At 49.4% G+C, this 24302-nt stretch carries 18 protein-coding genes; 10 read left to right on the forward strand and 8 right to left on the reverse strand.

The annotated features are described in order from the left end of the window. Positions 1-86 precede the first annotated feature (86 nt). A complete protein-coding gene (locus tag ACFR81_RS00445; protein WP_190617312.1) occupies positions 87-1109 on the forward strand; it encodes a magnesium and cobalt transport protein CorA in 1023 nt (340 codons plus the stop codon). Positions 1110-1163: 54 nt separating this feature from the next. On the opposite strand, the gene ACFR81_RS00450 is transcribed toward ACFR81_RS00445, so the two are convergent. Both ACFR81_RS00450 and ACFR81_RS00455 read right to left on the reverse strand, forming a co-directional pair. Next, a complete protein-coding gene (locus ACFR81_RS00450; RefSeq protein ID WP_343875846.1) occupies positions 1164-1961 on the reverse strand; it encodes a carbon-nitrogen hydrolase family protein in 798 nt (265 codons plus the stop codon). Positions 1962-2260: 299 nt separating this feature from the next. Then, positions 2261-3148 (reverse strand): hypothetical protein, encoded by an 888-nt coding sequence (locus ACFR81_RS00455; protein WP_343875849.1) that lies wholly within the window; start codon positions 3146-3148, stop codon positions 2261-2263. A gap of 200 nt (positions 3149-3348) precedes the next feature. Between ACFR81_RS00455 and ACFR81_RS00460 the strand changes: the two genes are divergently transcribed. From ACFR81_RS00460 to ACFR81_RS00480, 5 genes are all read left to right on the forward strand, one after another. Then, positions 3349-5349, forward strand: a complete 2001-nt coding sequence (locus ACFR81_RS00460; RefSeq protein WP_343875851.1) for a type I restriction-modification system subunit M — start codon at positions 3349-3351, stop codon at positions 5347-5349. Beyond that, positions 5350-6567, forward strand: a complete 1218-nt coding sequence (locus tag ACFR81_RS00465; RefSeq protein ID WP_343875853.1) for a restriction endonuclease subunit S — start codon at positions 5350-5352, stop codon at positions 6565-6567. It begins immediately after the preceding gene. Positions 6568-7188: 621 nt separating this feature from the next. After that, entirely contained in the window at positions 7189-7854 is a 666-nt protein-coding gene (locus ACFR81_RS00470) for a hypothetical protein (RefSeq protein WP_343875855.1), read from the forward strand. After that, positions 7847-8953 (forward strand): XRE family transcriptional regulator, encoded by a 1107-nt coding sequence (locus tag ACFR81_RS00475; RefSeq protein ID WP_343875857.1) that lies wholly within the window; start codon positions 7847-7849, stop codon positions 8951-8953. The genes ACFR81_RS00470 and ACFR81_RS00475 overlap by 8 nt, the downstream gene beginning before the upstream one ends. Positions 8954-9025: 72 nt before the next feature. Then, positions 9026-10018: a nuclease-related domain-containing protein gene (locus ACFR81_RS00480; protein ID WP_343875859.1), complete on the forward strand. Its 993-nt coding sequence runs from the start codon at positions 9026-9028 to the stop codon at positions 10016-10018. Between the two features lie 10 nt (positions 10019-10028). Here the strand turns inward: ACFR81_RS00480 and ACFR81_RS00485 are convergent, their stop codons facing one another. After that, a complete protein-coding gene (locus ACFR81_RS00485) occupies positions 10029-12485 on the reverse strand; it encodes a DUF4143 domain-containing protein (protein ID WP_377148584.1) in 2457 nt (818 codons plus the stop codon). A 217-nt stretch (positions 12486-12702) separates the two neighbouring features. Here ACFR81_RS00485 and ACFR81_RS00490 point away from each other — a divergent pair, with 217 nt between their 5' ends. Continuing rightward, positions 12703-15858: a type I restriction endonuclease subunit R gene (locus tag ACFR81_RS00490; RefSeq protein ID WP_343875863.1), complete on the forward strand. Its 3156-nt coding sequence runs from the start codon at positions 12703-12705 to the stop codon at positions 15856-15858. Positions 15859-15978: 120 nt separating this feature from the next. On the opposite strand, the gene ACFR81_RS00495 is transcribed toward ACFR81_RS00490, so the two are convergent. Then, positions 15979-16521 carry an MATE family efflux transporter gene (locus tag ACFR81_RS00495; protein WP_343875865.1) on the reverse strand — a complete coding sequence of 181 codons (543 nt, stop codon included), beginning with the start codon at positions 16519-16521 and terminating at the stop codon, positions 15979-15981. Between the two features lie 381 nt (positions 16522-16902). Between ACFR81_RS00495 and ACFR81_RS00500 the strand changes: the two genes are divergently transcribed. Beyond that, positions 16903-17589, forward strand: a complete 687-nt coding sequence (locus ACFR81_RS00500) for a hypothetical protein (RefSeq protein ID WP_141669440.1) — start codon at positions 16903-16905, stop codon at positions 17587-17589. 57 nt (positions 17590-17646) lie between these two features. Here ACFR81_RS00500 and ACFR81_RS00505 read toward each other — a convergent pair whose 3' ends face one another. After that, a complete protein-coding gene (locus ACFR81_RS00505; RefSeq protein ID WP_343875868.1) occupies positions 17647-19341 on the reverse strand; it encodes a glycoside hydrolase family 13 protein in 1695 nt (564 codons plus the stop codon). A 383-nt stretch (positions 19342-19724) separates the two neighbouring features. Here ACFR81_RS00505 and ACFR81_RS00510 point away from each other — a divergent pair, with 383 nt between their 5' ends. Next, positions 19725-20669 carry a sensor histidine kinase gene (locus tag ACFR81_RS00510; RefSeq protein WP_377148585.1) on the forward strand — a complete coding sequence of 315 codons (945 nt, stop codon included), beginning with the start codon at positions 19725-19727 and terminating at the stop codon, positions 20667-20669. Positions 20670-20754: 85 nt separating this feature from the next. Next, complete coding sequence (locus ACFR81_RS00515; RefSeq protein ID WP_343875872.1) at positions 20755-21417, forward strand: response regulator transcription factor; 663 nt, start codon at positions 20755-20757, stop codon at positions 21415-21417. A gap of 394 nt (positions 21418-21811) precedes the next feature. On the opposite strand, the gene ACFR81_RS00520 is transcribed toward ACFR81_RS00515, so the two are convergent. The 3 genes from ACFR81_RS00520 to ACFR81_RS00530 are packed head-to-tail and all read right to left on the reverse strand — an operon-like array spanning position 21812 to position 24180. Beyond that, positions 21812-22567 (reverse strand): phosphatase PAP2 family protein, encoded by a 756-nt coding sequence (locus tag ACFR81_RS00520; RefSeq protein WP_343875874.1) that lies wholly within the window; start codon positions 22565-22567, stop codon positions 21812-21814. A gap of 15 nt (positions 22568-22582) precedes the next feature. Next, positions 22583-22834 (reverse strand): DedA family protein, encoded by a 252-nt coding sequence (locus ACFR81_RS00525; RefSeq protein WP_343875876.1) that lies wholly within the window; start codon positions 22832-22834, stop codon positions 22583-22585. A 26-nt stretch (positions 22835-22860) separates the two neighbouring features. Next, positions 22861-24180 carry a M18 family aminopeptidase gene (locus ACFR81_RS00530; RefSeq protein ID WP_343875878.1) on the reverse strand — a complete coding sequence of 440 codons (1320 nt, stop codon included), beginning with the start codon at positions 24178-24180 and terminating at the stop codon, positions 22861-22863. Positions 24181-24302 lie beyond the last annotated feature (122 nt).

A 24302-nucleotide genomic window follows, 5' to 3' on the forward strand; every position in this document is an offset into this window, starting at 1 on the left:
ACCGCCCCCATAAATTCTGCGGAATGTGCGCACATCACCGCACCAGATTACCAGTCGCCCATAGCACGCGGGTTAATATTAACCTCATGCCGATTCTTGTAAACACGCTCAACTATCATGACGGTTCCTCCACTGAATCAAAAACTTTGGACGAAACGTATGCCGCTCTCAAAGAGCGCGACGACGTTAACGCATTTGTAGGTATTAGCGACCCTACAAATGACGATATGCACGCTCTCACTTCCCATTTCGGCATGAATGAGTTAGCAGTAGAAGATTCCACCGAAGGTCACCAGCGGGCTAAACTTGACCGCTACGGTCATACTTATTTCCTGGTGCTAAGACCTGCAGTGTATTTAGACAAAGAGGAAGAAATTCACTTTGGCGAGATTCACCTTTTCATGGGTGAAAATTTCATGGTGGCTATCGTGAAAGATTATCTGCGTAAAGAGTCAAATGTTAAAGCGTTATTGGAAGATATTGCCTCCAAGATAGAGAATCTTAAGACTCCGTGGGATATGGTTCACGCCGCTCTTGATTCGGTAGTAGACCGTTATTTCCCTGTAGTTGAAGGGCTGGAGAATGATAGTGACGAGATTGAGGACGCCCTTTTCTCTCCTATGCCCACCGATACCGCCGGCGTCTCCCAGCGTATTTACGCGCTACTCAACGAGATTGCCGATTTTAAGCGCGCTTGTAAACCGCTGCTTGGGATGCTCGATACTTTAATGGAGCGGATTCGCGCGACGGCTGATACTGATAACCCTGAAGATAAGCAAGAAGCTATTCATGATGTGCGTCAGTTCCGAGATGTTAAGGACCACGCGATTCAAATTAATGATCGTATTGATGACTTACGGAGCACTTTGCAGAACGCTCTTGAAGTGAACAGCATTCTGGTGGCCGAGCAGCAAAATGACGACATGAAACGCATTTCAGCGTGGGCTGCGATTTTGGTAGCACCGACGATTATCGGATCCATCTACGGCATGAATTTCGAAAATATGCCTGAACTACAATGGCCGTGGGGGTATCCCGCTTCGCTTTTGTTGATGGTGGCGGTGTCTACAATCCTCTACCTAGTATTTAAAAGAAAAAACTGGATGTAGCGAAGCGTGTGAGAGACGCGGCTTGCCGAAGATACGGCATCGACCGACTAACCTCTAGTACCCCAGCTTCGCGTTTTTCAGGACAGGCACTGCTTGCTCGGCCTTTTCGATGATATCGAGATCCAAACGAACCACTTTGAGGTCTTCGCCTTCGCCTAGTTCAATGAGGGGTTGCCCGAAAGGATCTGCCACCACGCTAAGGCCAACTCCGGTGGGTGCTTCCGTTTCGACGTCGGGGCCACCGACTACGGGGTTCGCTTGATCGACGCCGACGACGAAGCAGTTGGAATCCAGTGCACGAGCGCGGGTGAGAACCTGCCACTGTTGTTTTTTGGTGGGTCCGGCTGCCCAGGAGGTGGGCACGACGATAACTTGTGCACCGGCGCGGGAGAGTTCTGCGAAGAGTTTGGGGAATCGGATGTCGTAGCAGATGGCAACGCCAACCGTTACGTTTCCTACTTTGAAGGTGCAGAGTTCTTCGTCGGCTTCGACGGTGTCTGATTCGGAGTAGCCAAAGGCATCGTAGAGGTGCATTTTGGCGTAGGAGTCGCGCGTGCCGTCGGGGCTGTAGATTCCAGCGACGTTGCGAACCCTCTCCCCCGCTGGTTCGAATTCGCCTACCACGATGGTGATGCCATGCTCTTGGGCGAGATTTGCCAGGCTTTTTTGCCAGTGGTCAGAGTGCTCGGACGCGGCGCTGAAGATGTCGGTGCCGAATGCGGACATGGTCGCCTCAGGAAATACCACCAGGTCAGCCTGCTTCTGGGCGCTCTCGCGCACGAAGTCGGTGACTTTCTGCAGGTTGGCGGCGACGTCTTCACCGCTACCAATTTGAGCGAGTGCGATTTTCATGGGGTCCTCCTGGGTTGGTTAGTTAGAAATCTACAGGATGCCGGCGGGGGATGTGCCTGAAACGCTCAAATTTAGTACACAAAAAGCGTTGAATGCTCATCTTGTTCGGTGAGCATTCAACGCTTTGAGTGTACTTTTGGGTCAGCCTGCCGGGCAGCCACGCGGCGACCTACTGTGCCGGACATCCTTCTTCTCTAAAACAATCCGTTTGCACTAGATAGCGCACGAGGTACCAGAACATTTCCCAGTACGGTGCGCGCTATCTGCTACAAACCTAATCCAGCAAAAACCGAAGGACACTATGCCCCAGGAGCGACATACGGCGATGGTCCTGCAAGTGTGCGGAGAGGTTTCTCGAAGTTACAAAGCTTCATGAAGCGCACATACATTACGCATAGACAGACGCATAGATTTTTGAAGAGGTCTATAAAAGAATCCCCGTTGGATGAGGCTTGGAGTCTGCGAAAGTTGCAAGTTCTTCTTACCTCCGGGTTTAATATCGCGGCTTCTAGGCGGCGTTGCCGCATTCCATCATTTTCCTCTATAGCTACTTCACGGTTGAAACAGCTGCTTAGGATCCGCACGTATTCTTGTTGGCTTTCATGCGTCTTACAGTCGTTACTTATCCCTGACCGCAAGAATGGCGGGAGCACAAGGATTATTAGGGTAGCGGCTAGAAGTATAAGGAAGATAAGAAATGAAATTTGCTGGTAAAAAGCTATCCAGCTGATTTCTAAGAGCATGAGTAATCCAAAAATATACAGTGTGAAGTTCAGGAGAACAAACAATCCTTCGAGGAAGAGCGACGGCCCAAAATACGGCATATGAGTTATCTTCTGTTTCATCACTGCAGCGTAGGGAACCTTAAGAAGATTTCTTTGCACCATACTCTGATAGCGAGTTTCTTTTAGTACCTCTTTTTCCCATCGGGCAGCATCTGCCGCATAGTTGTAATTTTCTAATAGATGCTCTGTTAGTTCTTCGGAGTCGTCAGAGTTCTTAGCCTGGTGGTAAATATTTGCCGAGATTTCGAGCCGCTTTAAAGCCGGAGGTGTTGCCTCGTTTGTGTTTTCAATAGTTCGGCGTGAAATCCACATAGAGACAACAGCAGATATGAGGACTGTAAAGAGCGGACTAAACAGGCTAGTAAAGTTCTTGAATGCCTCTGAGCTCAGGAGGTCTTGCATAACGTGGTCCTTTCACAATACGAGCTCAGTGTAGAAATAGGCACTGACAAGATAAGCCTTCTTTACGAACGACCTTGTAACATTTCGCCTATCGACCATGACCTGGCAGCTACCGCTTCTCAAAGTCACCGAATTCTCTCGGCATGTTCTACATTTAGAGGTAGGTATTTGCACTTCTGAGAGTTAGGTTTCCCTCCCCTATGGCGAGTTCGCTGAATTATTCACAGTTCATTTGGAATGTTGCTGACGTGCTGAGAGGTACTTATAAGCAGCATCAGTACGGCGACATCATTTTGCCGTTCACGGTTTTGTACCGTCTGGACGCTGTGTTGGAACCGACTAAAGATGCTGTTTTAACCGCGATTTCTGGTTATGACGCGGACGCCGAGGTGCCTTTGGCGATGCTTCGTGCGCGAGCGAAGCATGAATACAGTTTTTACAACTCGTCGAAGCACACTTTGAGCTCGATTAAGGGCGATGCTGATACTTTGGAGCAAAACCTACGCTCCTACATCAACTCTTTTTCGCCTAACGTTCGCGATATTTTCGAGAAGTATAAGTTTGAAGACACCATTGCCGAGCTGGCGGAGCACGACCTGCTGTTTCAGGTCGTCCAGCATTACAGCAAAATCAACCTTCACCCAGATAACGTCTCTAATGAGGAGATGGGCAATATCTTTGAGGAGCTCATTCGTAAGTTTGCGGAAGCTTCAAATGAGACTGCCGGTGAGCATTTCACTCCTCGTGAGGTGATTGAGTTAATGGTGACTCTGTTGCTCACGGATGAAGAGGATTTGATGCGCCCGAATATTACTCGGGATGTTTATGATCCGACGGCGGGTACCGGCGGCATGTTGTCTGTGGCGGATGAAAAGATTAAGAAGTTCAATGATACTGCCCAGGTGAATCTGTTGGGTCAGGAGATTAATCCTGCGTCTTACGCTATTTGTAAGGCGGATATGGTGGTGAAGGGTCAGGCGATTGAGAATATTGCGCTGGGTAATACGCTGACTAATCCTGCGTTTGAGAATCGCACTTTTCACTATGGTTTGAGTAATCCTCCTTTTGGTGTGGATTGGAAGGGCGCTAAAGCAACTGTTGAAGCTGAGCACAAGATTGCCGGTTTCACAGGCCGTTTCGGTGCGGGCCTCCCCCGGGTTTCTGATGGTTCACTGTTGTTTTTGCAGCATTTGATTTCTAAGTTGCGTGAACCCAGTTCAGGTGCGAAGCAGGGTGTTGCTGATACCGGTGGTCGCGGTGCCATCGTGTTGAATGGTTCGCCCTTGTTTACTGGTGGTGCCGGTTCGGGTGAGAGCAATATCCGCAAGTGGGTTTTGGATAATGACTATCTGGAGGCAATTATTGGTTTGCCTACGGATATGTTCTATAACACCGGCATTTCTACTTATATTTGGATGCTCAATAAGAGCAAGAAGGTGGAGCGCCGCAATAAGGTTCAGTTGATTGATGCAACTGAGATGTTTGAGAAGATGCGCAAGTCGGTGGGTTCTAAGCGCAAGAGGTTGAGCGAGGATCATATCAAGGAGATTGCGCAGCTTTTTAAGGCTTTTGAGTCTGCTGATGATAAGCGGTCTAAGGTGTTTGCTCGTGAAGAGTTTATGTATCGCACGATTACGGTGGAGCGTCCGTTGCGCCAGAATTTCGCGTTTACCCAGGAGCGGGTAGAGGGATTATTGGCGTCGCGTGAGTTGGCTAAGTTGAAGTTGGACGACGCTGTTGCCGCTGCACTGCGCGCAGCTTTGGAGCAGCGTGTGGTTGAGGCTGGCGGTGTAGTAGAGACTGACCGCTTGGAGTTTGAGAAGCAGCTACGAGAAGTATTTGATTCTGCCGGCGCGACTGTTAAACCTGCCGCGCTCAAGAAGCTGGCGGATGAGCTTTCGGCTCGTGATGAGACAGCCGAACCTGTAGTAAAGGCGGGTAAGCCGGTTGCCGACTCGGCGTTGCGTGATACAGAGAATGTGCCCTGGGACGAGGATATTCATGAGTATCTAGAACGTGAAGTGAAGCCGTTTGTTCCTGATGCTTGGGTTGATGAGTCGAAGACGAAGGAGGGCGCGGAGATTCCGTTTACGCGGCATTTCTATGAGTATGTGCCGCCGCGCTCCCTGGAGGAAATCGACCGCGATCTTAACGAGGTGCTGGGCAGAATCCGTGAGCGTTTGGAAGGATTGGGGAAGTAGATGAGTGAAAATTTACCACGAGAAATCTCATGGATGGGCTCAATCCCTGAGGACTACACAGTTACTCGTCTAGGCAGGCTCGTAGAACACGTAAAAAAGAAGAATAAAGGTCACCTTTCACGGAATCTGTTGTCCCTTAGCTATGGAGAAATTAAGCAAAAAAATATAGATACAGCCGATGGCTTACTCCCTGAATCTTTTGAAACTTACAATCTAATTGAAAAACACGATATTGTCTTACGTCTTACGGATTTACAAAATGATAAGAGAAGCCTGCGTTCCGCTATCTCAACCCAAGACGGAATTATAACTTCTGCCTATATTACTATTCGCCCGACTAAAATTTATCCAAAATTTTTAGCTTATTATTTGCGACTACTTGATAACGCAAAAGTTTTCTATTCATTGGGAAGCGGACTTCGGCAATCTTTGAGCTGGGACGATGCAAAACTCATACCTGTAGTGGTACCTCCGTTGGAGAAACAGAAGAGAATCACAAACCAGCTTGACCGCGAGTTGACCGAAATCGATAGTGCCCTTTCGGATTTTAATTTTGTCGAGAAACTGGTTGCAGATAAAAGAAAAGCATTCATAGATTCATTTTTTACCAAAGAATCTTCACAACAAAAAATTCGTTTACGGCATCTTGTTACACTAAACCCAGCTGTTGATAGTAATTTAAGAGATTCTAAAGATACAGAATGCACCCTTTTACCAATGGAAAGCATCCAATTCTTTACTCCTCCTAAATCTGGGGTGACCAAGAAATGGAGTGAGTTAATTTCCAGTTATTCTTATATAACCCCAAAAGATATAGCCATCGCAAAAGTAACTCCCTGTTTTGAAAATGGCAAGGGATTATTAGGGGCAGATTTATCTAAGCCAGTTTTTGCGACCACAGAAGTTACTGTATTGAGACCCAATATTGAGTTAATACACCCGAACTACTTGGCATTGTTTATGCAATCTTCTCTTTTTCGTGAACCAGCGATAGCTTCTATGACCGGAGCGGGCGGATTAAAGAGAATATCTGAACAGGAGGTTTTAAATACAAGAATTCCGCTACCCACTCTCAAGAATCAAGAACAAATTGTAAAGACCAACCTAGAAGAAATAAGTAAGTTAAAATCACTGGTAACAGATATAAATATTTCGAAAAGAATTTTACAAGAAAGAAAGGTTTCACTTATCCAAAATTTACTCTCCATGTCCCAATAAAAAATTATTTAGAATAAAACTTTATGCAAATAGAAGAAATAACTAAAATCCTCGTATCCCTGACCGGCCTAGGCACTGCTCTTATCCCCGTCTTGGAAATATTCCGCAACCCCGTCAACAAGAGGGAAAGTCTGCTAAAACTCTTAGAAATTCGTGCACAGTACCCTGCAAATGATCCTATGGCAACGGATATCGATAATTTCATCAGAACCGAGATGAATTCTATTTATTCGGAATCCCAAGCAACTAGATCTCCTATTGGAATATGAATTGGAATTTCTTTTGTATTAGTGGCGACTTTTATAACCCTCAACACCCTAAACTGGACTAGTAACTGGAGATGGGTTGCAATTGCTATAGCAATCTTTTTATTCATTCTCGGTATAGCCGGTTTTAGCCAAGATTCAGCAAAACTAATCCGAAACAACAAGGGGAAACCTGTTTAAATATTCAAATAAGTAAAAATCTCCACTTGCTAATTGGTCTCCAACTGGCACGACTTATGAATTTACTCCAAGAGTATTTACAAAGGGAAGCAACAAAAACAAACCCCCAGTTACAATCTTCGGGTTTTGTGCAATAATTTGAGGTACCTTATTCTTCTCCCGAAGGTGGTTCGTCATGCCTGTTTCACTTCCCTATTCAGAGGGCGCGCACATCATTCAGCCTAATCAAGCTGCGGAATACTTAGCCCTCATGGACATCGATATTGCAGATATCCACGAAAGCCTGGCTGCTGGCGAGACTGCTTCTGCCAACACGCGCACAAGTGCGCCCGTCACTGCAGCAGGTTCACGTCGCTGGTTCGATACCACAGAAGTGCTCCGAGACCATCTCCGCACCAAACACAACTGGAACCTTACAGACCCGCAAAATAGGCCTCTAGCCTCTCACCCTATTAAGAAGTACACCCTAGGAATTATCGGTGGTAATGAAGATACTGGAAACCCTGATGTTCTAGCGAAACCACGTGCTAACCGCGCAAAAGGAAAAGCCACAGAACAAGCGGTCAACAGCGGTGACCCTGTTCTCTTCGTTCTTAATGCTCCAGAAGACCAGAAAGCTACTTCTGTAACTAATACCCCGCCCGAAGGAGACTGGTTCCTGCTCTACTACCGTGCAGAAAATGAACTACGTTGCGAGGTTTCCCTTCCTTACCCAAACTTCAAAGATGGACAATTTGGCGACTGGCAAGTACGCGTCCTCCTTCAACCCATACCCTTTGACACCGCAATCGAAAACATTAGAGACATCGGCGGCGGAGAAATCGACTTCAAAATTGCCTAACCTACTCAACCCAGACCGCATCTCCCTCGCCCGCAAACGGCGAGGTCACACCCGCGCGTCCCTCTCACGTGAATTGGGCATTTCAAGTCGTACCGCCGAAAAATACGAAATAGACGGTGCCCCACTCAACTGCGCCCTGAAACTTGCTGAAATTTTAGAATTTCCGGCATCCTTCTTCGGCCTTCCGGGCGCTCCAGAAATCGAAACTGACACCGTCAACTTTCGTGCAGGTAGAAATACCACCCGCAAAAATAGAGATGCAGCAGAAGCCGCAGGTGCGTTCGGCGTTGAAATCGCGCACTGGATTGGAGAGCGATTCATTCTGCCCCGCCTCAACCTTCCTACCTTCGCCCATGAAACCCCGCACATGGCAGCTCAACTACTGCGCGACCACTGGGGTCTCGGCGTCAAACCCCTACCTAATCTCGTACAACTTAGCGAATCAAAAGGCATCCACGTGTTTGGTCTACCCCCATTGGCGATGTCGGTAGATGCCTTCTCTTTCTTCCATAAGGCTCAGCCCTTTGTTTTTTTAGCGCGCCATAAAACACCCGAGCGTGCTCGCTTTGACCTCGCCCACGAACTAGGGCACCTCGTCATGCACAAACATTCCTGCGCCGAATCAGCCGCACAGCAAGAACAAGAGGCGAACCAATTCGCCTCTGCCTTCTTACTTCCTGATTCAATGCTCGCTGAGTACATGCCCCATAACGCTAAAGTTAACGACATTCTCTACGCCAAAGATGCCTTCAAAGTCTCAGCAATGGCGCTTACCTACACCCTGCACAAAAACGGCAGGATGACCGACTGGATATACCGCACCACTTGCGCAGAACTCACTAAACGCGGCTTTCAAAAGGGTGAGCCAGGTGGAATGTCTACCTACGAAATGTCCAAAGTTTATCCGCAGGTATATGCCGCAGATAAGAGCGGACCGGTAACGGTAGAACGTATCGCGCGAGAGCTCTCGCTCCCGGAAGATGATGTGAACGTTCTAACCTTCGGCACTAAGCTGAGGGTTATTGAGGGCGGTTCTACCAACAGCCGAGATGAAGCAAAAATTGTCACATTCAGAAAGCACCTTAGCGCAGTGAAATAAAAGTAACTCAAGTTACAGTGGGTAAAGAAAAAGAAGTAGCATCGAAGGAAACCGCCCGCCCCAGGAGCCACCTTGGAACCACTTCTACTCGCTCTCGTTGTCCTGCTTACCCTCACATTGGTCGGGCTCGTCTTCTTCTACATGCAATGGAAGAAGGCGAGTGCTAGCACGCCCCAACAACTCGAATCGCTCGAGCAGAACCTTGCGCTTCTTGAGGGGCGCATTCACGACTCCAACACCACGCTGCTACACCAACTCCAAAACGCACCCAGTATAGAGCAACTTCGCGTGGCAGAAAACCAGCTTGCTGAACGCGCCTCCGCAAACCAAGAACTTGAAGCGAAAGTTCTCGAGCAAACTCAGCAAATCAAAAAGCTAGAAAGCCTCGATGACCGGGCTGAAGTTCAACGGCTCACCAAGGAACTGGCCAGCTTCAACCGGCAACTCTCTACCGAGCAATACACTCGCAAGACCATCCTCGATTCCTGCAAAGAAGCAGGACTCCACGGCGTCCTCCTCACCAACCTCACCTTCACCACCAGCGACGGCGTACGCCGTCAAATCGATCACCTCATCATCACGCAAAACACCGTGCTCGTGATTGAAAACAAGTATTGGTCAGGCAATATCTGGCACCTCAAAGTCCCGCACAAAGGTTCATCACCGCAAGAAGCGCTCATCCACCACCGAGCCACACCAGAGGGCCCCAAGACCAACATCTATTTTGAAGAACACACCGATTCCTACGCCGTCTCCCCTGGTAAACAAGCACGCATACAGGCAGTGCATCTCAGAAACTACCTCAATACGCAGTCCCCACTGCACAGCAAACTCTTTATAGAAACTTTGGTGCTGTTCTCGCACGCCAACTCTTACTATCGGCAGAGCAATCTACGCGCCCTATCCCAGCAGACCATTTACTTTAGTCTGCATAACTCCGCTCAGGGCAACAGTCTCAAGGATTTTCTTCTCTCCATGACCTCCGCGAAGAAGCACAAGGTAGTAAACATCGAAGAGCTTCACCGCGCACTTCAACCATTGGCTTTAGTAAACGACAGATTTTAGCTTTTCTCCGTTACTTTTCATAACCAATCGATCGCAACCAATCGCTAACAGATTCCTCCATCGAATTGATAGTACGAATGCTGGAGAGGAAAGCACGTGAAATAGGTGTCAGCGCAGAGGAAAGCTTAGGCATCTGAATCGCAATAGATTCAATCTCTGCGACCCCTTCGAGTTTTTGGAGAGTATCCCGAATTGAGGCAATATCGTGAATAAGAGAATCTGGAACATCTTCAACTGAAGCTTCACTCAGCAAATGAACACCACGATTGAGTTTACTAATGAGTTCAGACCACTTTTTAGAAGCTTCCTGAGATTTTTCCTCTGTTTCCTTGGCTAATGGAGCAAGCTCTTTAGCCATCTCTTTCAATAGCTTCTGTGTCTGAAATGGGTTTGATAACGCTTGCTCATTGAGCTTTCCACCGCTCTCTTGAAAGCCCAATCCTAACTGAGTAAAGGCACTCATAAAACTTTCAAGGGATGACTCAACCTGTGGGTAGGTTTCCTCAATCTCTGCTAAATAATCGAAGGCGCCCTTAGCTACTTCCTCTTCTTCAGTTGAAGTCGATTCGCTAATTTCAATTCCCTGTTGCTCCCTCTCTTCAATCATCTCGTTGATATATCCAGCAAGCTCTTCAACCTTCTGGCGGTAGCCACTTGCGCTCCGGTCGAGTGTTCTTATCTCAGAAACATCTTGATACAACGTTTGCTTCACGCGTTCAACAATCAAGCTATTGCCGGTATTTCGCTTAAAAGCAGGAGGAGTAATCCACACCAGTGGAAGCATAAGTTGCTTCTCTGCGCCGGCGCGCTCAGCAGCGTCCAAAAACTTCTGAAACTCATCCACGCAAGCCTTACTATTCAAATAGCGAGGAGTAATAAAGGGCATGAAAAAGGTAGAACGTTGAATTTCAGCGTCTAGACGATTCCATAAATGTTCTCCCCAACGCGCCTTATCAGTGTCAAGGAACAAATCAACTGAACGCCCAAACAAGCTCTCAAGTGCCTCGGCAATATCTCTACCAAACTGGCGCATATCTCCGCCAACCACGGAATCAGCATCCTGATGGGTATAGCTCATAAAAATCTGAGTATCGGACATATCTTCCCCTAACATTTCGATCTCATCTTGAGCTTCTTCACCATCAGCTATCTGCGGAGGGATTTGAAGAGCGAAATCCCCCTCCCAGGAATCTCTTGACCCCAAATATTCAATAGGTATCGCCCAAATATCTTCGCTCACTCTCATAACTTCAGGATTATGCGACACCAAGAAACCCCTGTGAAAATCGTCAGGATATAGCTCCTTAAAAGCCCGGATTCCCTTCAAATGATCCGCCTTAAACCGGGTGGAAGATTTTACCTCAATAGCAACCAATCTGCCTTGACGATCTCTAAGTACTAAATCAACTTCAGCAGGCTTCTGTTTGATTGATTGACGCCAATGGAAAATATCCACCTCCAGTTCAGACCAACCGGCATGCGCCCTCATCTGTTGAACAACATGTGCTTCAGTGAGCCTGCCCCGAATATCAGAATCATCTAATCTTTTATCGCTCTGACTGGTAATGACATGAGTGGATAATGCTAAATCTGCTGGAAAAAATTTCGCTGAGCTCCGAAGAGTACGTTTGGAGGGGCGGTGAAAGTTTGGAACCTCGTACACCAAGAACCTTTTTTCTAACGCATTGATATAGCTGTCTACAGTTCTACGATCAATAGATAGATCTCTTCCAGCTTCAGACATATTTAACTCCGATGCTGGATGGCGCAGAATGTAAGCCAACAATTCATAAGCTCTTTGCTGGTCAAAAATTTCGCCCGGTTTTACACGCTCTGTCAGAATACTTCGAATACCTTGCTCAATAGCAGAGCGTAAAAGCCCCGGGCTTTTTGTGGTCTCAGAAACTCTGTACTGTGGCATACCACCGCGAGTAAAAATCTCGTTTTGACTAGGAAAACCTAGAGATCTCTCAGTATCAGAAGGTTCTGCTCTGAACATCTCATCAATTATTGACCAAGGAGCAAGAAGTTGCTCGCCGGCAAATATTTCAGCCTCGGATAAAGGCTCCAGAGTAATTCTGAACGCCCGGCGTGCTAGCGGATCAGAGCCTCCAAAGTTTGTCTGGGTTTGCCCGATACTCGATGAACCTGTAAGAAGAACTCTGATTTGGTCACTGTTTTCATCCAAGATTGTTTTAAGAGCTAGCGGAAGGTCAGGGACGAGCTGAGCCTCATCTATGGCGCAGGGCCAGGTTCGACCGCGCAACCAAGCTACCGGGTCGTTTTCAACTGTCTTCCTTAGTTCTACATCCGTCATAGAGTAAACCGCTGTTAGCAATCCATCTGTGCGTAGTTTCTGCACGAGACTGGTTTTACCGACTGCCCTGGCACCCTCAACGATAAGCACAGGAGTAACAGCTAAATGTTCACGGATAGTGGGTTCTATAAAACGAGGATACAAGACCATATATAAAATTGTACATTGGATGTACAAATGAATGTACATTCAATGTACAAGTTCATATTTTTAGCCAGTTTCAGGCCAGCAAAGTACAAATACCCTCCATACAGCGCGTAAAATTTTACACATTGTATGTTGGATATTTGCACTCGTGCACCAGACCATAGGCTTCACCTCATACACTGAAAGAGAAACTTCTGCACCTTCTCCCCAGGAGCCTCCCATGCCCCGCGCCCACCTCGAACGTCCTTTCCAGCAAGAAATCTGCGAGTACCTTGCAGCAAACGGATGGGAACACTCCCCCAACGATTCCGAATACGATGCCGAACGGGCACTTTTCCCGGCTGATCTCCTCAAATGGTTGCAGATAAGCGATCCGCAAAACTACGAGCGCATCGTCAAACCTGGCTTGAGCGCTGATGAAACAGCCAAAGCCAAAGAACGTATTCTCGATTCACTCGTGCGCACACTTGCTACTCCTGAACTGCAAGGAGGCGGCACTCTTAACGTACTGCGCAAGGGTTTCAGAGTGCTTGGTGCGCGTCGCCCCTTTAAAGTACTTCAGCTACCCCCACAAGATAACCGCAACCCTGAGCTCTCGGACCTCTTCGAAAAGAACATCCTACGGGTAGTTGAAGAAGTCCATGCCTATCCTACTCAGCCCCAAAAAGCTCGGGTTGATCTAGTCTTTTTCTGCAACGGTATACCTGTGGCCACAGCAGAGCTCAAAAGCGAATATGCCCAAACGTTGCAACAAGCCATTAAACAGTACAAGCAAGATCGTGACCCCAAGCTATCCCCGCTCTTGCAGGAACACCGCGGTGCTCTCGTCCATTTCGCACTTGCCCAAGACGAAATTTTCATGACCACCCGCCTTGATGGGAAAGCCACCACCTTCCTCCCCTTCAATCGCGGCAAAGACAACGGTGCAGGTAATCCAATCAATCCTGAGGGCATCTCTACTTCTTACTTCTGGGAAGAAATTCTGCAACGTAATACCTGGATTACTATCCTCAGTAAATTCATCTACACCAACCACGAGAAGAAAGTAGATCCGTTCACCGGCAGGATTACTCATCACTCACAAACACGATTTCCCAGATACCACCAGTGGCGAGCAGTCACCAAACTCGTTGACGCGGCTCGGTTTGAGGGACCAGGGCACAGGTACCTTATCCAGCACTCCGCCGGATCAGGTAAAACAGATTCCATCGCTTGGACAGCCCACAGGCTCGCCAACCTTCATAATGAAGACGGCAACAAAGTCTTTGACTCCGTCATCGTTATTGCAGATCGGCAGGTTCTCGATAGGCAACTTCAGGACGCCGTAGGCCAGCTCGTGACTGCAACCGGGACCTTTCAACCCATTACCCGCGGAGGCGAGGGGTCTAAGGCAAAGCAGCTCAAAGAAGCTCTCGAATCCGGTGTGCAAATCATCGGTGTTACGTTACAAACCTTCCCCTACGCGTTAGAAGAAATGCAGAAGAGCGGCAGCCAGCTAGCGGGAAAACATTTTGCAATCATCGCCGATGAAGCGCACTCCTCCCAGGCAGGTAAAGCCACCGACTCCGTAAAATCGTTGCTCTACCAGGGTGCTGAAATAGACCTGGATCTCGAAGGCAATGAATCTGATGCCGACCAAGAAGCGCTCACCCGCATGGCAGAGCGGTTAGATTCCGCTCACCGCATCTCCTTCTTCGCTTTTACCGCAACACCTAAAGAAAAAACCCTACAGATTTTCGGACGCCGACCCGCACCCGAACTGCCACCAGTGCCTTTCGACCTCTACCCCATGAAACAGGCAATCGAAGAGGGCTTCATCCTCGACGTCTTAAAGAACTACACCAGCTATGAAATGGCTGCTCGCATTGCTCAACGTGCAGAAGAAGACAGCGCCAACGAAGAAATCGATATTCAAAAAGGCACTAAAACTCTCATCAATTTCGTAGAGCTCCACCCCACGAACATCTCCTCTAAAGTAGCGATTATTCTTGACCACTACACCGGCACCGTCAAAAATGAGCTGGGTGGCAAAGCTAAAGCTATGGTGGTTACTAACTCGCGCGCAGCAGCCGTACGCTACCAACGTGCTTTTGAAAAAGCGATTCGTGAACGAGGATTGCCGTTACACACACTGGTTGCTTTTTCCGGCGAGCTCCCTGACCCAGATGTAGAAACTCTTCCCGGTGGCGAAACACCCACTGTGACTGAGAGCTCCATGAACCCGCAACTTCACGGACGAGATCTCGCAGAAGTTTTCGCCCAGGAAGACCAGCATATTCTGATTGTGGCAAACAAGTACCAAACTGGTTTTGATCAGCCACTGCTCGTGGCCATGTATGTTGATAAAAAGCTATCTGGCATCACAGCGGTTCAAACTCTTTCTCGCCTCAATCGCCGCGCCGCTGGCAAAGACAACACCTACGTTTTAGACTTCGTCAATGATCCTCAGAAGATTCTGCAGAGCTTCAGCGAATACTATACCGAGGCAGAAATTCGCCAAGAATCTGACCTTGAGCTCATTTCCAAGCAAGTTTCAAAACTGGATACTGAAGGCATCTACACCGTCGAGGATGTAAAGCAATTCTGGGAAAAATGGTCAGCATCAAATGTACGCCAGGCGAATTTCGATTCCCTGCTCCGCCAACCCGCAGAACGTTTCGCCATTCGATGGAGCAACGCTCGCGAAGACGGCAACAAAGCAGAATTAGATAACCTCACCGACTTCCGCTTCACACTCACGCAGTACGTAAAAACATATGCTTTTTTCGCCCAAATCTTTGATTTTAATGACCCTTACTACGAGGAACTAGCCGCTTTCGCTGACCTTCTCAGCAGAAGATTACGCAAGTTCACCCTCGATGAGCCGAACCCTGAACAAGTAGATGTGGACGACGTCGTCCTCACTCACTTCCGCCTAGAAAAGATTCGAGAAGAAGACCTCAGACTCTCCAAAGGAGAAGCTAGCGGGCTCACGGGAATTACCGAAGCTGGCATGGCACAGGTGCGAGAACGGGAGCGCAAAAAGAAATCTGTAGTCATCGAAAAGATTAACGAGTACTTTCAGGGGCTCGATTTAGGCGACGAATTTAAGGTGGGATTCGTGTCCACCATGGTTGCCGAAATCGCGAAGGACTCCCGGTTGCAGTCCACGGCCAGATCTAACACCAAGGTTGATTTCCAATACTCCCCCGGCGTGCGCACAGCTATTGAAGATAAGCTTTGGCAGTACGAAGAGGGCACCGATGAAGTAGTGAAATACGCCCGCAACTTACCTGTTCAAGATTTACTCAAGCTCTTCTTAGAGCTAGGACTCTATGAGCGGCTGATAGAAGGAGATACAAGCTCCGAAGATACGGCAAGCTTACGAATCGTCTAGCTGAATTCGGCGGCTGATAGGTCCCTGCCCTTATATACACGGCAAGCGTTGAATGCTCATCTTGTTCGGTGAGCATTCAACGCTTTGAGTGTATTTTAGGCCGACCAGCCTGCCGCCGTCCTACAGCGCAGGCTGCATTTCGGCAGGCTCTGCAATCTTAGGCAAGCGGGAAACCTTCGTTCCGCCTGTCATGAAGAACAGCACAGCGCCCAGGGCGAAAGTGAGGAATTCGGTGACGGTCAGCGCCCAAACCAGGCCGGTGAAACCCCACCACATGTTCATCAGCAGAAGGACGGGGATGAAAAGCACTCCCTGAACCGACGCCATAATCATGGCTGGTGCCGCCTTGCCTGCTGCCTGGAACAACACCATGAACAGCATGGTCAAACCATTGAAGAGCACTGAAATCAGCATGGCGGTCATCATCTGATCGCCGCGATCCAGCAGAGCTTCGCCGCCGATGAGCAACAAAGCCTGGTCGCGGAAGACGAAGACCAGCGCGCCGAAGACCAGTGAGGTACCGGTAATCATCAGTGCTGCCGTGCGGATGGAATCACTGATTCGTTCCTGGTTACGAGCGCCCACCGAGTAGGCAAACAGCGACATGCCGCCGAGGGTAACACCCATCGAAATCATTTCGGGAAGCATCACAATGCAACGCATCTGGTGTACGGAATATCCACTGCTCCGGAACCTGTGACACGCACCCTCTGTGGATTACTGCATCTAGTGCTACTTATCCACATATAGCGACTCTCTCCTGCCCACAGATGTAAGCAATAGACGAGAATAAAAAGGATGCGAACTATAGAAGACTTAGGAAAGCTCCTTCTCACAAAAGACTGCCTTATACGCCAAGGCTATACAGATTACGGACTCCGCACGGCCATCCGGCAAGGGCATATTACTCGTCTACGACAAGGAGTATATATAGGAACGCAAAATTTACAGCAGATCTCCGCCTGGGAACGTTATCCTCTCCAGATCCTTACGCAATTCAAGAGTGCTCCGTCCACTGTTTTCTCGCATCAATCAGCAGCAGTTTTGCACGGCCTCGCCCTCATCAGAGTGAACCAGCAGAAAATACACCTTTACTGCAAGCCAAGTTCACGTGGGTATTCACCGGAGACTACTCGCCACGCTCTATTGCAAGAAAGCACTCCTTACGCAGTGACTCCCGTGGGCGCAATAACAACCGATATCCCCACGCTTCTCTTGGACTGCGCACGAACTTTACCCTTTGAGGAAGCAGTAGTTATAGCCGATTCGGCTCTTTATGCTCAAAAGATTTCTCTTGCTGAACTCTATATTTTGCTTCGTTCCTTTCAAGGCAGAGGAGCAGCCAAAGCATACAAGGTGGCAGAAAATCTCAGCTACTTATCTGAATCTCCCGGTGAGACTCTCACGCGTATGCGTCTTTCAGAATTGGGCATACGATTTCGCCAGCAAGAACCCGTGGTGCTAGGCAGCAAAACCTATCGAGGCGATTTCTACTTGATTGATTTTGATTGTTTTGTGGAATTTGATGGAAACATGAAATATAGCGATTTTGGCTCACCTGAAGTAGCTATAGCGAGCGAACGCGCTCGAGAAAGACAGTTTCTCAATTCAGGAGCAAGGATTTTTCGTACCGATTGGAGCGAGGTCTTTTCTCATCCTGAACGGTTTGAGAACAGGTTGAAGGTCTTCCTCCGAAAGATTTCTGAGCCCAACGTGCATAAAAAGCGGTGAATGCTCACCTTTTTCAATGAACATTCACCGCTTTGGCTGTACTTTTCCTTTAGTCAGCTAGCTCTTAAACCACAGGGTAGCCGAGCCAGGCACGTTCTCGCCGTCGAACTCGGCTGAGCCCAGCACGAACCGTGCGCCTCGCACAGCTTCGGGGAGGACGACGGCGTCCTGCCCAAAGTTGGTCACGCATACCCAGCCGTTGGGGCGGGTAAAGGCGAGCACCGATTCCGAACCTGTTTCGAGCCATTCCAATTTCTCGGCAGCCTGCAACTCCCGCCGAGCCTTCAGTGCAGCGCGGTAAAGATTCAAAGTAGATGAAGAATCTGCTTCTTCTACCTCGACCGCGTAATCAGCAAACCACGTTGGCTGAGGCAAGTGCGCTCCTGCTGGACCAAACCCCAAAGATTCTCCGGTGCGTGTCCAGGGCAGGGGCACGCGGCAACCGTCGCGACCCACATTGACTCCCGGCGAGCGGAAGAACGTGGGGTCTTGGCGGTCGGCATCAGGGATCTGACCAGCCTCGTGCAAGCCGAGTTCCTCACCCTGGTAGAGATACGCCGAACCGGGCAGCGCCAGCTCAAACAAGGTTGCCGCACGGGCGCGGCTCTCCCCCAGCTCACGATTAAGCTGGTCGTCGGGGGCACCGGCAAGAAGCCAAGCGCGGGCAATCTCTTCATTGGTCTTCTCGGTAGAGATAGGTAGACCATAGCGAGTGGCGTGCCGAACGACGTCGTGATTAGAAAGCACCCAGGTACTCGACGAACCTGACTTCGCCGAAAGTTCCAGATTCTGCGCAACAATCTTCTTGAACTCTCCGGCCTCAAAACGAGCGGTGAGCAAATCAAAGTTGAAGGCCTGCCCTAGACCATCGGGGCTGGCATAGGCGGGAACCCTCTCGCTTTCTACCCATGCTTCGGCGACGGCGGTGCGCGGCGGGTTGTATTCATTGAAGACCTCACGCCATTCGCGGTAAATCTTCTTGGTTTCATCGCGATCCCAAATAGGGTGATTGCCGTCTGACTTGGGAATAGTCTGGAGCTGAGCCTCAGTGGGGAGGTCTTCATTCTTCTCTGCCAAATCTTTGGTGAGCGCGTGTGCAACGTCGATACGGAACCCGTCCACCCCACGATCGGACCAGAAACGCAGAGTCTTCTTGAAGTCCTCGTGAACCTCGGGGTTCTTCCAGTTCAAATCAGGCTGCTCGGGTGCAAAGAGGTGCAGATACCACTGACCATCTTCAACCTGCTCCCATGCCGGACCGCCGAAAATTGCCACCCAGTCAGAAGGGGGTAGCTCGCCGTTTTCGCCGCTACCTTCGCGGAAGATATAACGGTCTCGCTCTGCTGAACCGCGGCCAGCCTTCAGCGCCGCCTGGAACCATTCGTGCTGGTCAGAGGTATGGTTGGGAACGATATCAACCACAATTTTAATGCCAGCTTCTTTCAGTGCCACCGCCATCTCATCAAAATCTGCCAGGGTGCCGATTTTGGGGTCAACATCGCGGTAGTTCGCGACGTCGTACCCACCATCTGCTAGTTCCGAGGGATAGAACGGGGAAAGCCAGACGGCGTCAACCCCCAGCTCTTTCAGGTAAGGAACGCGGGAGGTGATGCCCTTCAAATCACCGATGGTGTTGCCGTCTTGATCGGCAAAAGAGCGGGGATAAATTTGGTAGACAACCGCCTGCCGCCACCAATCGGGGTCAATTCCCACAGGGCCCGCAAAATTTTCGCCGTTGAAATTCTCAGCCATGATTCTCCAATCAATAGGTTTTCTTTAACGCTATCGAAGTGGTGCGGGTAACTGAAGCTTTCTGAAGTCGGTGAGTTTTCCAAAAATTGAAAATAAATTCCACCTATAATTTTTCTGTGGTGAATCTTTCTCCCTACGCGCAGAGGGCGCGCCGGTTCCTTCTCTCAGACACAGCGTTAAGAATCTCAGCATTCCTTGTGGGAATCATTATTTGTCTATCTGACTATGTGGATGGGTTATTCGATCATCAGGACACGCAAAGCATCTTTTTTCTGTCGCTTGCTTACGCACCTCTGGTTGCGGTTGCCCTTAATACTTATATAGGGGTGGGCGTCTGGTTTCTCGTGTGGTTTATCGTGGGAATGAATCCTACTGGTGAATCTATGAATCAGGTAAGTCTGGTGTTGCCAGCGACTCTCAGCAGCGGACTCATCGTCTACTTTTTACCGTGGCGTCAAGCCCTGTGGTACTCCATGATGACTTTACTCATGCTAGCTTTCACTCCCTTTTTGATTCCGCCGTTTGATTCGGCGGTTCATCTAGTAGCTACCATTGGGGTGTTGCTTGCTCTGATTAGCGGACTCCTCATTAATTGGTTCAAACAGACCACCCTTCAAACCCGGTCGGAGCTTCTGCTAAGCCAGGCATATCAGGAGCAGGTTCGCCAAGAAGAACGCATCAAACTTGCCCACGAGCTGCACGATATCGTGGCACACGAAATCACGCTGATTGCTATGCAGGCGCAACGCGCCAGGTATCTTAAAACCCCCGAACAAACGGAGATGATTTTAGAGAGTATTGGCAAGTCTGCTCAACAGACGCTGCAAGATTTACGCAGTGTTGTTTCTCTGTTAAAAAATCACGGCGCGGCAGTTGAAGAACCGCTTCTTCACTCCGAGGATCTTTTAGAGATCGGTGATCTTTCGGGTGAAACCACCGATGCTGAATCTTTAACGAACGATTTACACCGAATTGCTAAAGCACTGAGAGAACTCGGGTTTTCCGTGGACCTAGATATATCCGGGGACATCCGGGAGATCCCTCGCGCCATACGCCAAGCCTTACGCCGAACCGCCCGAGAGATGGCAACCAATGTGTTTAAACACGGCGACCCTCGGGTGCTGGTCAGAATATATCTGCGGATAAATAATCAAGGATTTAGTCTCAAAACAATCAACGGAATCAGTCACGAGAAATCGACCATAGGGTCTACTCAAACCGGTTTAGAGGCGATGAAAACAAGGTGCAATTCATTAGGCGGAAAATTAGAGATCGCAGAGGATAATAAGTTGTGGATTATCGAGGCAATTTATCCTTTGCACCGGTAAATTTTCAAGGTATGCCAGTTGCCTTGAATATAAAATGGCGAGCTCGAAAACGGTGCATTAAATCTAACAGGGGAAAGAACAATCAATGATAAAAGTCCTGATAGCAGATGATGAAGCCATCATGCGTGAAATTATTAACGATTATCTCGCCCATGAAAAGAATATTTCGGTAGTGGGAGAAGCCCGCGATGGGCAATCTGCTATCGTACAGGCGCGCGGTCTACGCCCCGATGTCGTCCTGATGGATATGCAGATGCCGGGAATTGACGGTGTGGAAGCTACTTCGATTATCCATCAGGAGTTACCCGATGTGCGCATCCTGGGGTTATCAACCTTCGCAACTGACCGGTATGTGGTGAACCTACTTCACGCGGGAGCATCCGGATATCTGGTAAAAAGTTCCTCCCCCGAAGAAATCGTTTCTGCCCTTCATACAGTGGTGGACGGCGGTTCGGTACTCTCTGCAGAAGTCACCCGCCATGTGGTTCACACACTCAAAGAAAATGGACCGGCATCCCCACAAAATGTTTCCCCCTACAAAGATCTTTTAACAGACAAAGAACTCGAGGTCATTAAATTACTCGCGCAGGGGCTCAATAATAAAGAAATGGCGGAGCAACTTTTCATTAGTGAATCGACTGTAAAAGCGCGTTTTGTAAAGATTATGGAAAAGATGCAGGTGCGGGATCGCGTGCAAATTCTTATCAAAGCGATTGAACACCATATCGTGGATGTGGGAAAGCTCTAAGACTTTTTCCTGCAATATATGCGGAAATGGAAAAGAAGACCCGCACGCTTTGATTACCTCAGCTAGGGCTAGCATCAACGCCCATAGAGGTTTTATGCGTTGATAAGCTCACCAGGGAAAGTGGCTGCAATAATCGCCGATTAAGGGGCAGTGTGCAGGTATAGGGGTCCCTGCTTCACGGTGTCCTTGAATCGGTTGAAATTCTGGATGATATGCGGGTCTTCTTCGCTATTTATTTATCAGATGAAGGGGAAACAGCCGTCATTTCATGAGAAGTTATCCCTGCTCGACCTCATGCATCATCGATCAGTGAATTATCATCTGGCTAGAATGAAATTCTGGCTTGAAAACTCTCCTTCATCTCTCACTCTAAAAGAGAGAAAGCGATTTCTTTTTATACTTTTGTATAGATTGTTGGGCTCTGTTTGACCAACCCGGTAGGAAAAATCGCGTAAACCAGGCAGGCAGTGGTGGTTCCTAACGTGAGCCCGGCAAGTACGTCGCTGCCCCAGTGCACTCCCACGTAGAGGCGTGAGCAGGCAACCGCGAGCATTAATAGCCCAAGAAGTATGCCTAAGATCCAACGAGCACGCCGGTTCAATACCACATAGCATGCCAGAAAAATGGAGACGCACAGTGCGGCAATTCCGGTCGAGTGGCCGGAGGGGAAAGAGAACGTGGTTTCGTGAACGAGACGGTCTACCAGCGGTGGGCGTTGGCGGTCGAGAATATTTTTGACCAGAACCATAGCGCCCGAAGAGAGCAACATCGTCAGCCCGATAGTCACCAAGGGCAGCCAGGAGCGCCGCCACAAACCAATAATCACAATGGCAACGACTGCGTAGGCCCAGTCTGGCAAGGTGTTGAATCCGGAGGTGAAAATTTCTATCGGTTTATTCGCCCAGCTCTCTCGTTCGGTGACAAAGAGGTTCCAGATGAAGCTATCCACGGCGTTTTGGGGGTTGCGAACATTGACCAAAAGCAAGCCGAGAAACAGAAGGAGACCGCCTACGGTAGCGCCGAGTAACCGCACCCGATGGTACTGGGTGATCAACGCAAGACGTGCCTGTGCGTCGTCCATCGTCTGCACATATTCGCGGGTGGAGGTTCGAACCCCAGGAGTATCTTTTCGTTGGGAGAGTGAGCTCACCAAATGATCTTTCTACTAGACCGATTTTTTCTCCGCAAAAAACTGAAGAACCACAGGAACCAACGAGACTGCAATGATTCCAAGAACGATGAGGTCCACATGGTCACGGATAAAGCTGATTTCACCCAGGAAGTGGCCGGCGATAGGTAATAGCGTACCCCAGGCAAGAGCGCCTATAAGATTCCAGCGTATAAAGGTGGCGCGAGGCATCTCGTTGATGCCTGCAAGCACAGGCACTACGGTGCGAATCAGCGGCGTCGTCCTCAATCACTAAAACTTTCATGCCGACACCGCTAGAGGGTAAAGAACCCTTCAATCGCGCGCGTCATGAATGCCATATCGTGCACGTGGCACATTTCGCGTGCCGAATGCATGGAGAGCAACCCGATTCCGACGTCGACGGTACGCATTCCCAGTCGGGTTGCCGTAATGGGGCCGATAGTCGAACCGCAGGGAACATTATTGTTAGACACGAATTCCTGATAAGGCACATCCGCCTTCGAGCACGCCAGCGCAAAAATTCCCGCCCCTACCGAATCCGTGGCGTACCTCTGGTTAGCGTTGATTTTCAGGAGCGGACCATGCCCTGGCTGAGGGTGGTTTGCTGGGTCGTGGTGCCCCACATAGTTAGGGTGAACCAGATGCCCGGCGTCTGCTGAAAGGCATACAGAATTGCTAATAGAGCGGCGGTATTCCTCAGTGTTCTCACCACGCGCGGCAGAAATGCGCACCAGAATGTCTTCAAGAAACGGTCCTGCCGCACCCGACCGGGAGGCAGATCCGATTTCCTCGTGGTCAAACGCTGCGAGCATCACGGTCTCTTGGGCTCGGCGGTTATGTTCCCCACCGGCGTAGCGTTCAAGCGCCGTCAAACCGGCATGAACCGATGACAGATTATCGAGACGTCCTGAAGCAAAAAATTCATTGGCTCCCCCAAAGACGCGCGGCGCCTGGGTATCTGCAAACAGCAGGTCATACCCCACGATGTGTGCGGAGTTAATTCGTTCTGCCTCTCCCCGCTCATTCTGGGCGTATTGGGCTACGAAACCCAGCACATCATTTTCAATATCTGCGGTGGACCAAACGGGGTAAAGATTGCCCTGTTTATCCAGTTTCAGCCCCTCGTTGGCGCTCCGATCGAGGTGAATTGCTAGCTGAGGCAACCGTGCGATGGGCCCGGTGGACACCAGAAAATCTTTGAGTTCAGACCCACAACGAACGGTGAGCCGCCCTGCCAAGCACAGTTCGCGATCCAGCCAAGAGTTCAGCAGAGGGCCACCGTAAATTTCAACGCCCACTTGATTCCACCCGGCGGTGCTCACCGAAGAATGAGGTTTGACCTTCAACGACGGCGAATCAGTATGCGCCCCCAGGATGCGGTAACCAGAGGCTTTCTCCCCCGCACCGCCTGCCCAAGCGATGACCGCGCCATCGCGCACTACAAAATGCTGCCCCGAGGCGACGTCGCTCCCCCATGCCTCCCGCTCGTTGAGCTGGCTGAACCCAGCTTGCTCTAGACGACGAGCCACCTCCTGCGCAGCGTGAAAACTGGTGGGGGAAGCCGCCACAAAGGCACCGAGATCTTCAATATTTTTCTGAGCGTCAAAGGTCATAAACCCAGTGTAGCTAACTCGCGAAAAGAGCAGAAAGAAGTGCACAAGCAGCTAGGTAACCTCCTCTGTGACGTAAAAGAAGCTCCCCATTCCTGCTAGGAAAAATTAACCCCATAACTGTT

This window comes from Rothia amarae (assembly GCF_042677725.1).
In the GTDB taxonomy this organism is placed as follows: domain Bacteria; phylum Actinomycetota; class Actinomycetes; order Actinomycetales; family Micrococcaceae; genus Rothia; species Rothia amarae.

Excerpts from the sequence above, each read along its gene's own strand:
- ACFR81_RS00445 (WP_190617312.1), top strand. The coding sequence starts at position 87 with ATGCCGATTCTTGTAAACACGCTCAACTATCATGACGGTTCCTCCACT.
- ACFR81_RS00450 (WP_343875846.1), bottom strand. The coding sequence starts at position 1,961 with ATGAAAATCGCACTCGCTCAAATTGGTAGCGGTGAAGACGTCGCCGCC.
- ACFR81_RS00455 (WP_343875849.1), bottom strand. The coding sequence starts at position 3,148 with ATGCAAGACCTCCTGAGCTCAGAGGCATTCAAGAACTTTACTAGCCTG.
- ACFR81_RS00460 (WP_343875851.1), top strand. The coding sequence starts at position 3,349 with ATGGCGAGTTCGCTGAATTATTCACAGTTCATTTGGAATGTTGCTGAC.
- ACFR81_RS00465 (WP_343875853.1), top strand. The coding sequence starts at position 5,350 with ATGAGTGAAAATTTACCACGAGAAATCTCATGGATGGGCTCAATCCCT.
- ACFR81_RS00470 (WP_343875855.1), top strand. The coding sequence starts at position 7,189 with ATGCCTGTTTCACTTCCCTATTCAGAGGGCGCGCACATCATTCAGCCT.
- ACFR81_RS00485 (WP_377148584.1), bottom strand. The coding sequence starts at position 12,485 with ATGGTCTTGTATCCTCGTTTTATAGAACCCACTATCCGTGAACATTTA.
- ACFR81_RS00490 (WP_343875863.1), top strand. The coding sequence starts at position 12,703 with ATGCCCCGCGCCCACCTCGAACGTCCTTTCCAGCAAGAAATCTGCGAG.
- ACFR81_RS00495 (WP_343875865.1), bottom strand. The coding sequence starts at position 16,521 with ATGCGTTGCATTGTGATGCTTCCCGAAATGATTTCGATGGGTGTTACC.
- ACFR81_RS00505 (WP_343875868.1), bottom strand. The coding sequence starts at position 19,341 with ATGGCTGAGAATTTCAACGGCGAAAATTTTGCGGGCCCTGTGGGAATT.
- ACFR81_RS00510 (WP_377148585.1), top strand. The coding sequence starts at position 19,725 with ATGAATCAGGTAAGTCTGGTGTTGCCAGCGACTCTCAGCAGCGGACTC.
- ACFR81_RS00515 (WP_343875872.1), top strand. The coding sequence starts at position 20,755 with ATGATAAAAGTCCTGATAGCAGATGATGAAGCCATCATGCGTGAAATT.
- ACFR81_RS00530 (WP_343875878.1), bottom strand. The coding sequence starts at position 24,180 with ATGACCTTTGACGCTCAGAAAAATATTGAAGATCTCGGTGCCTTTGTG.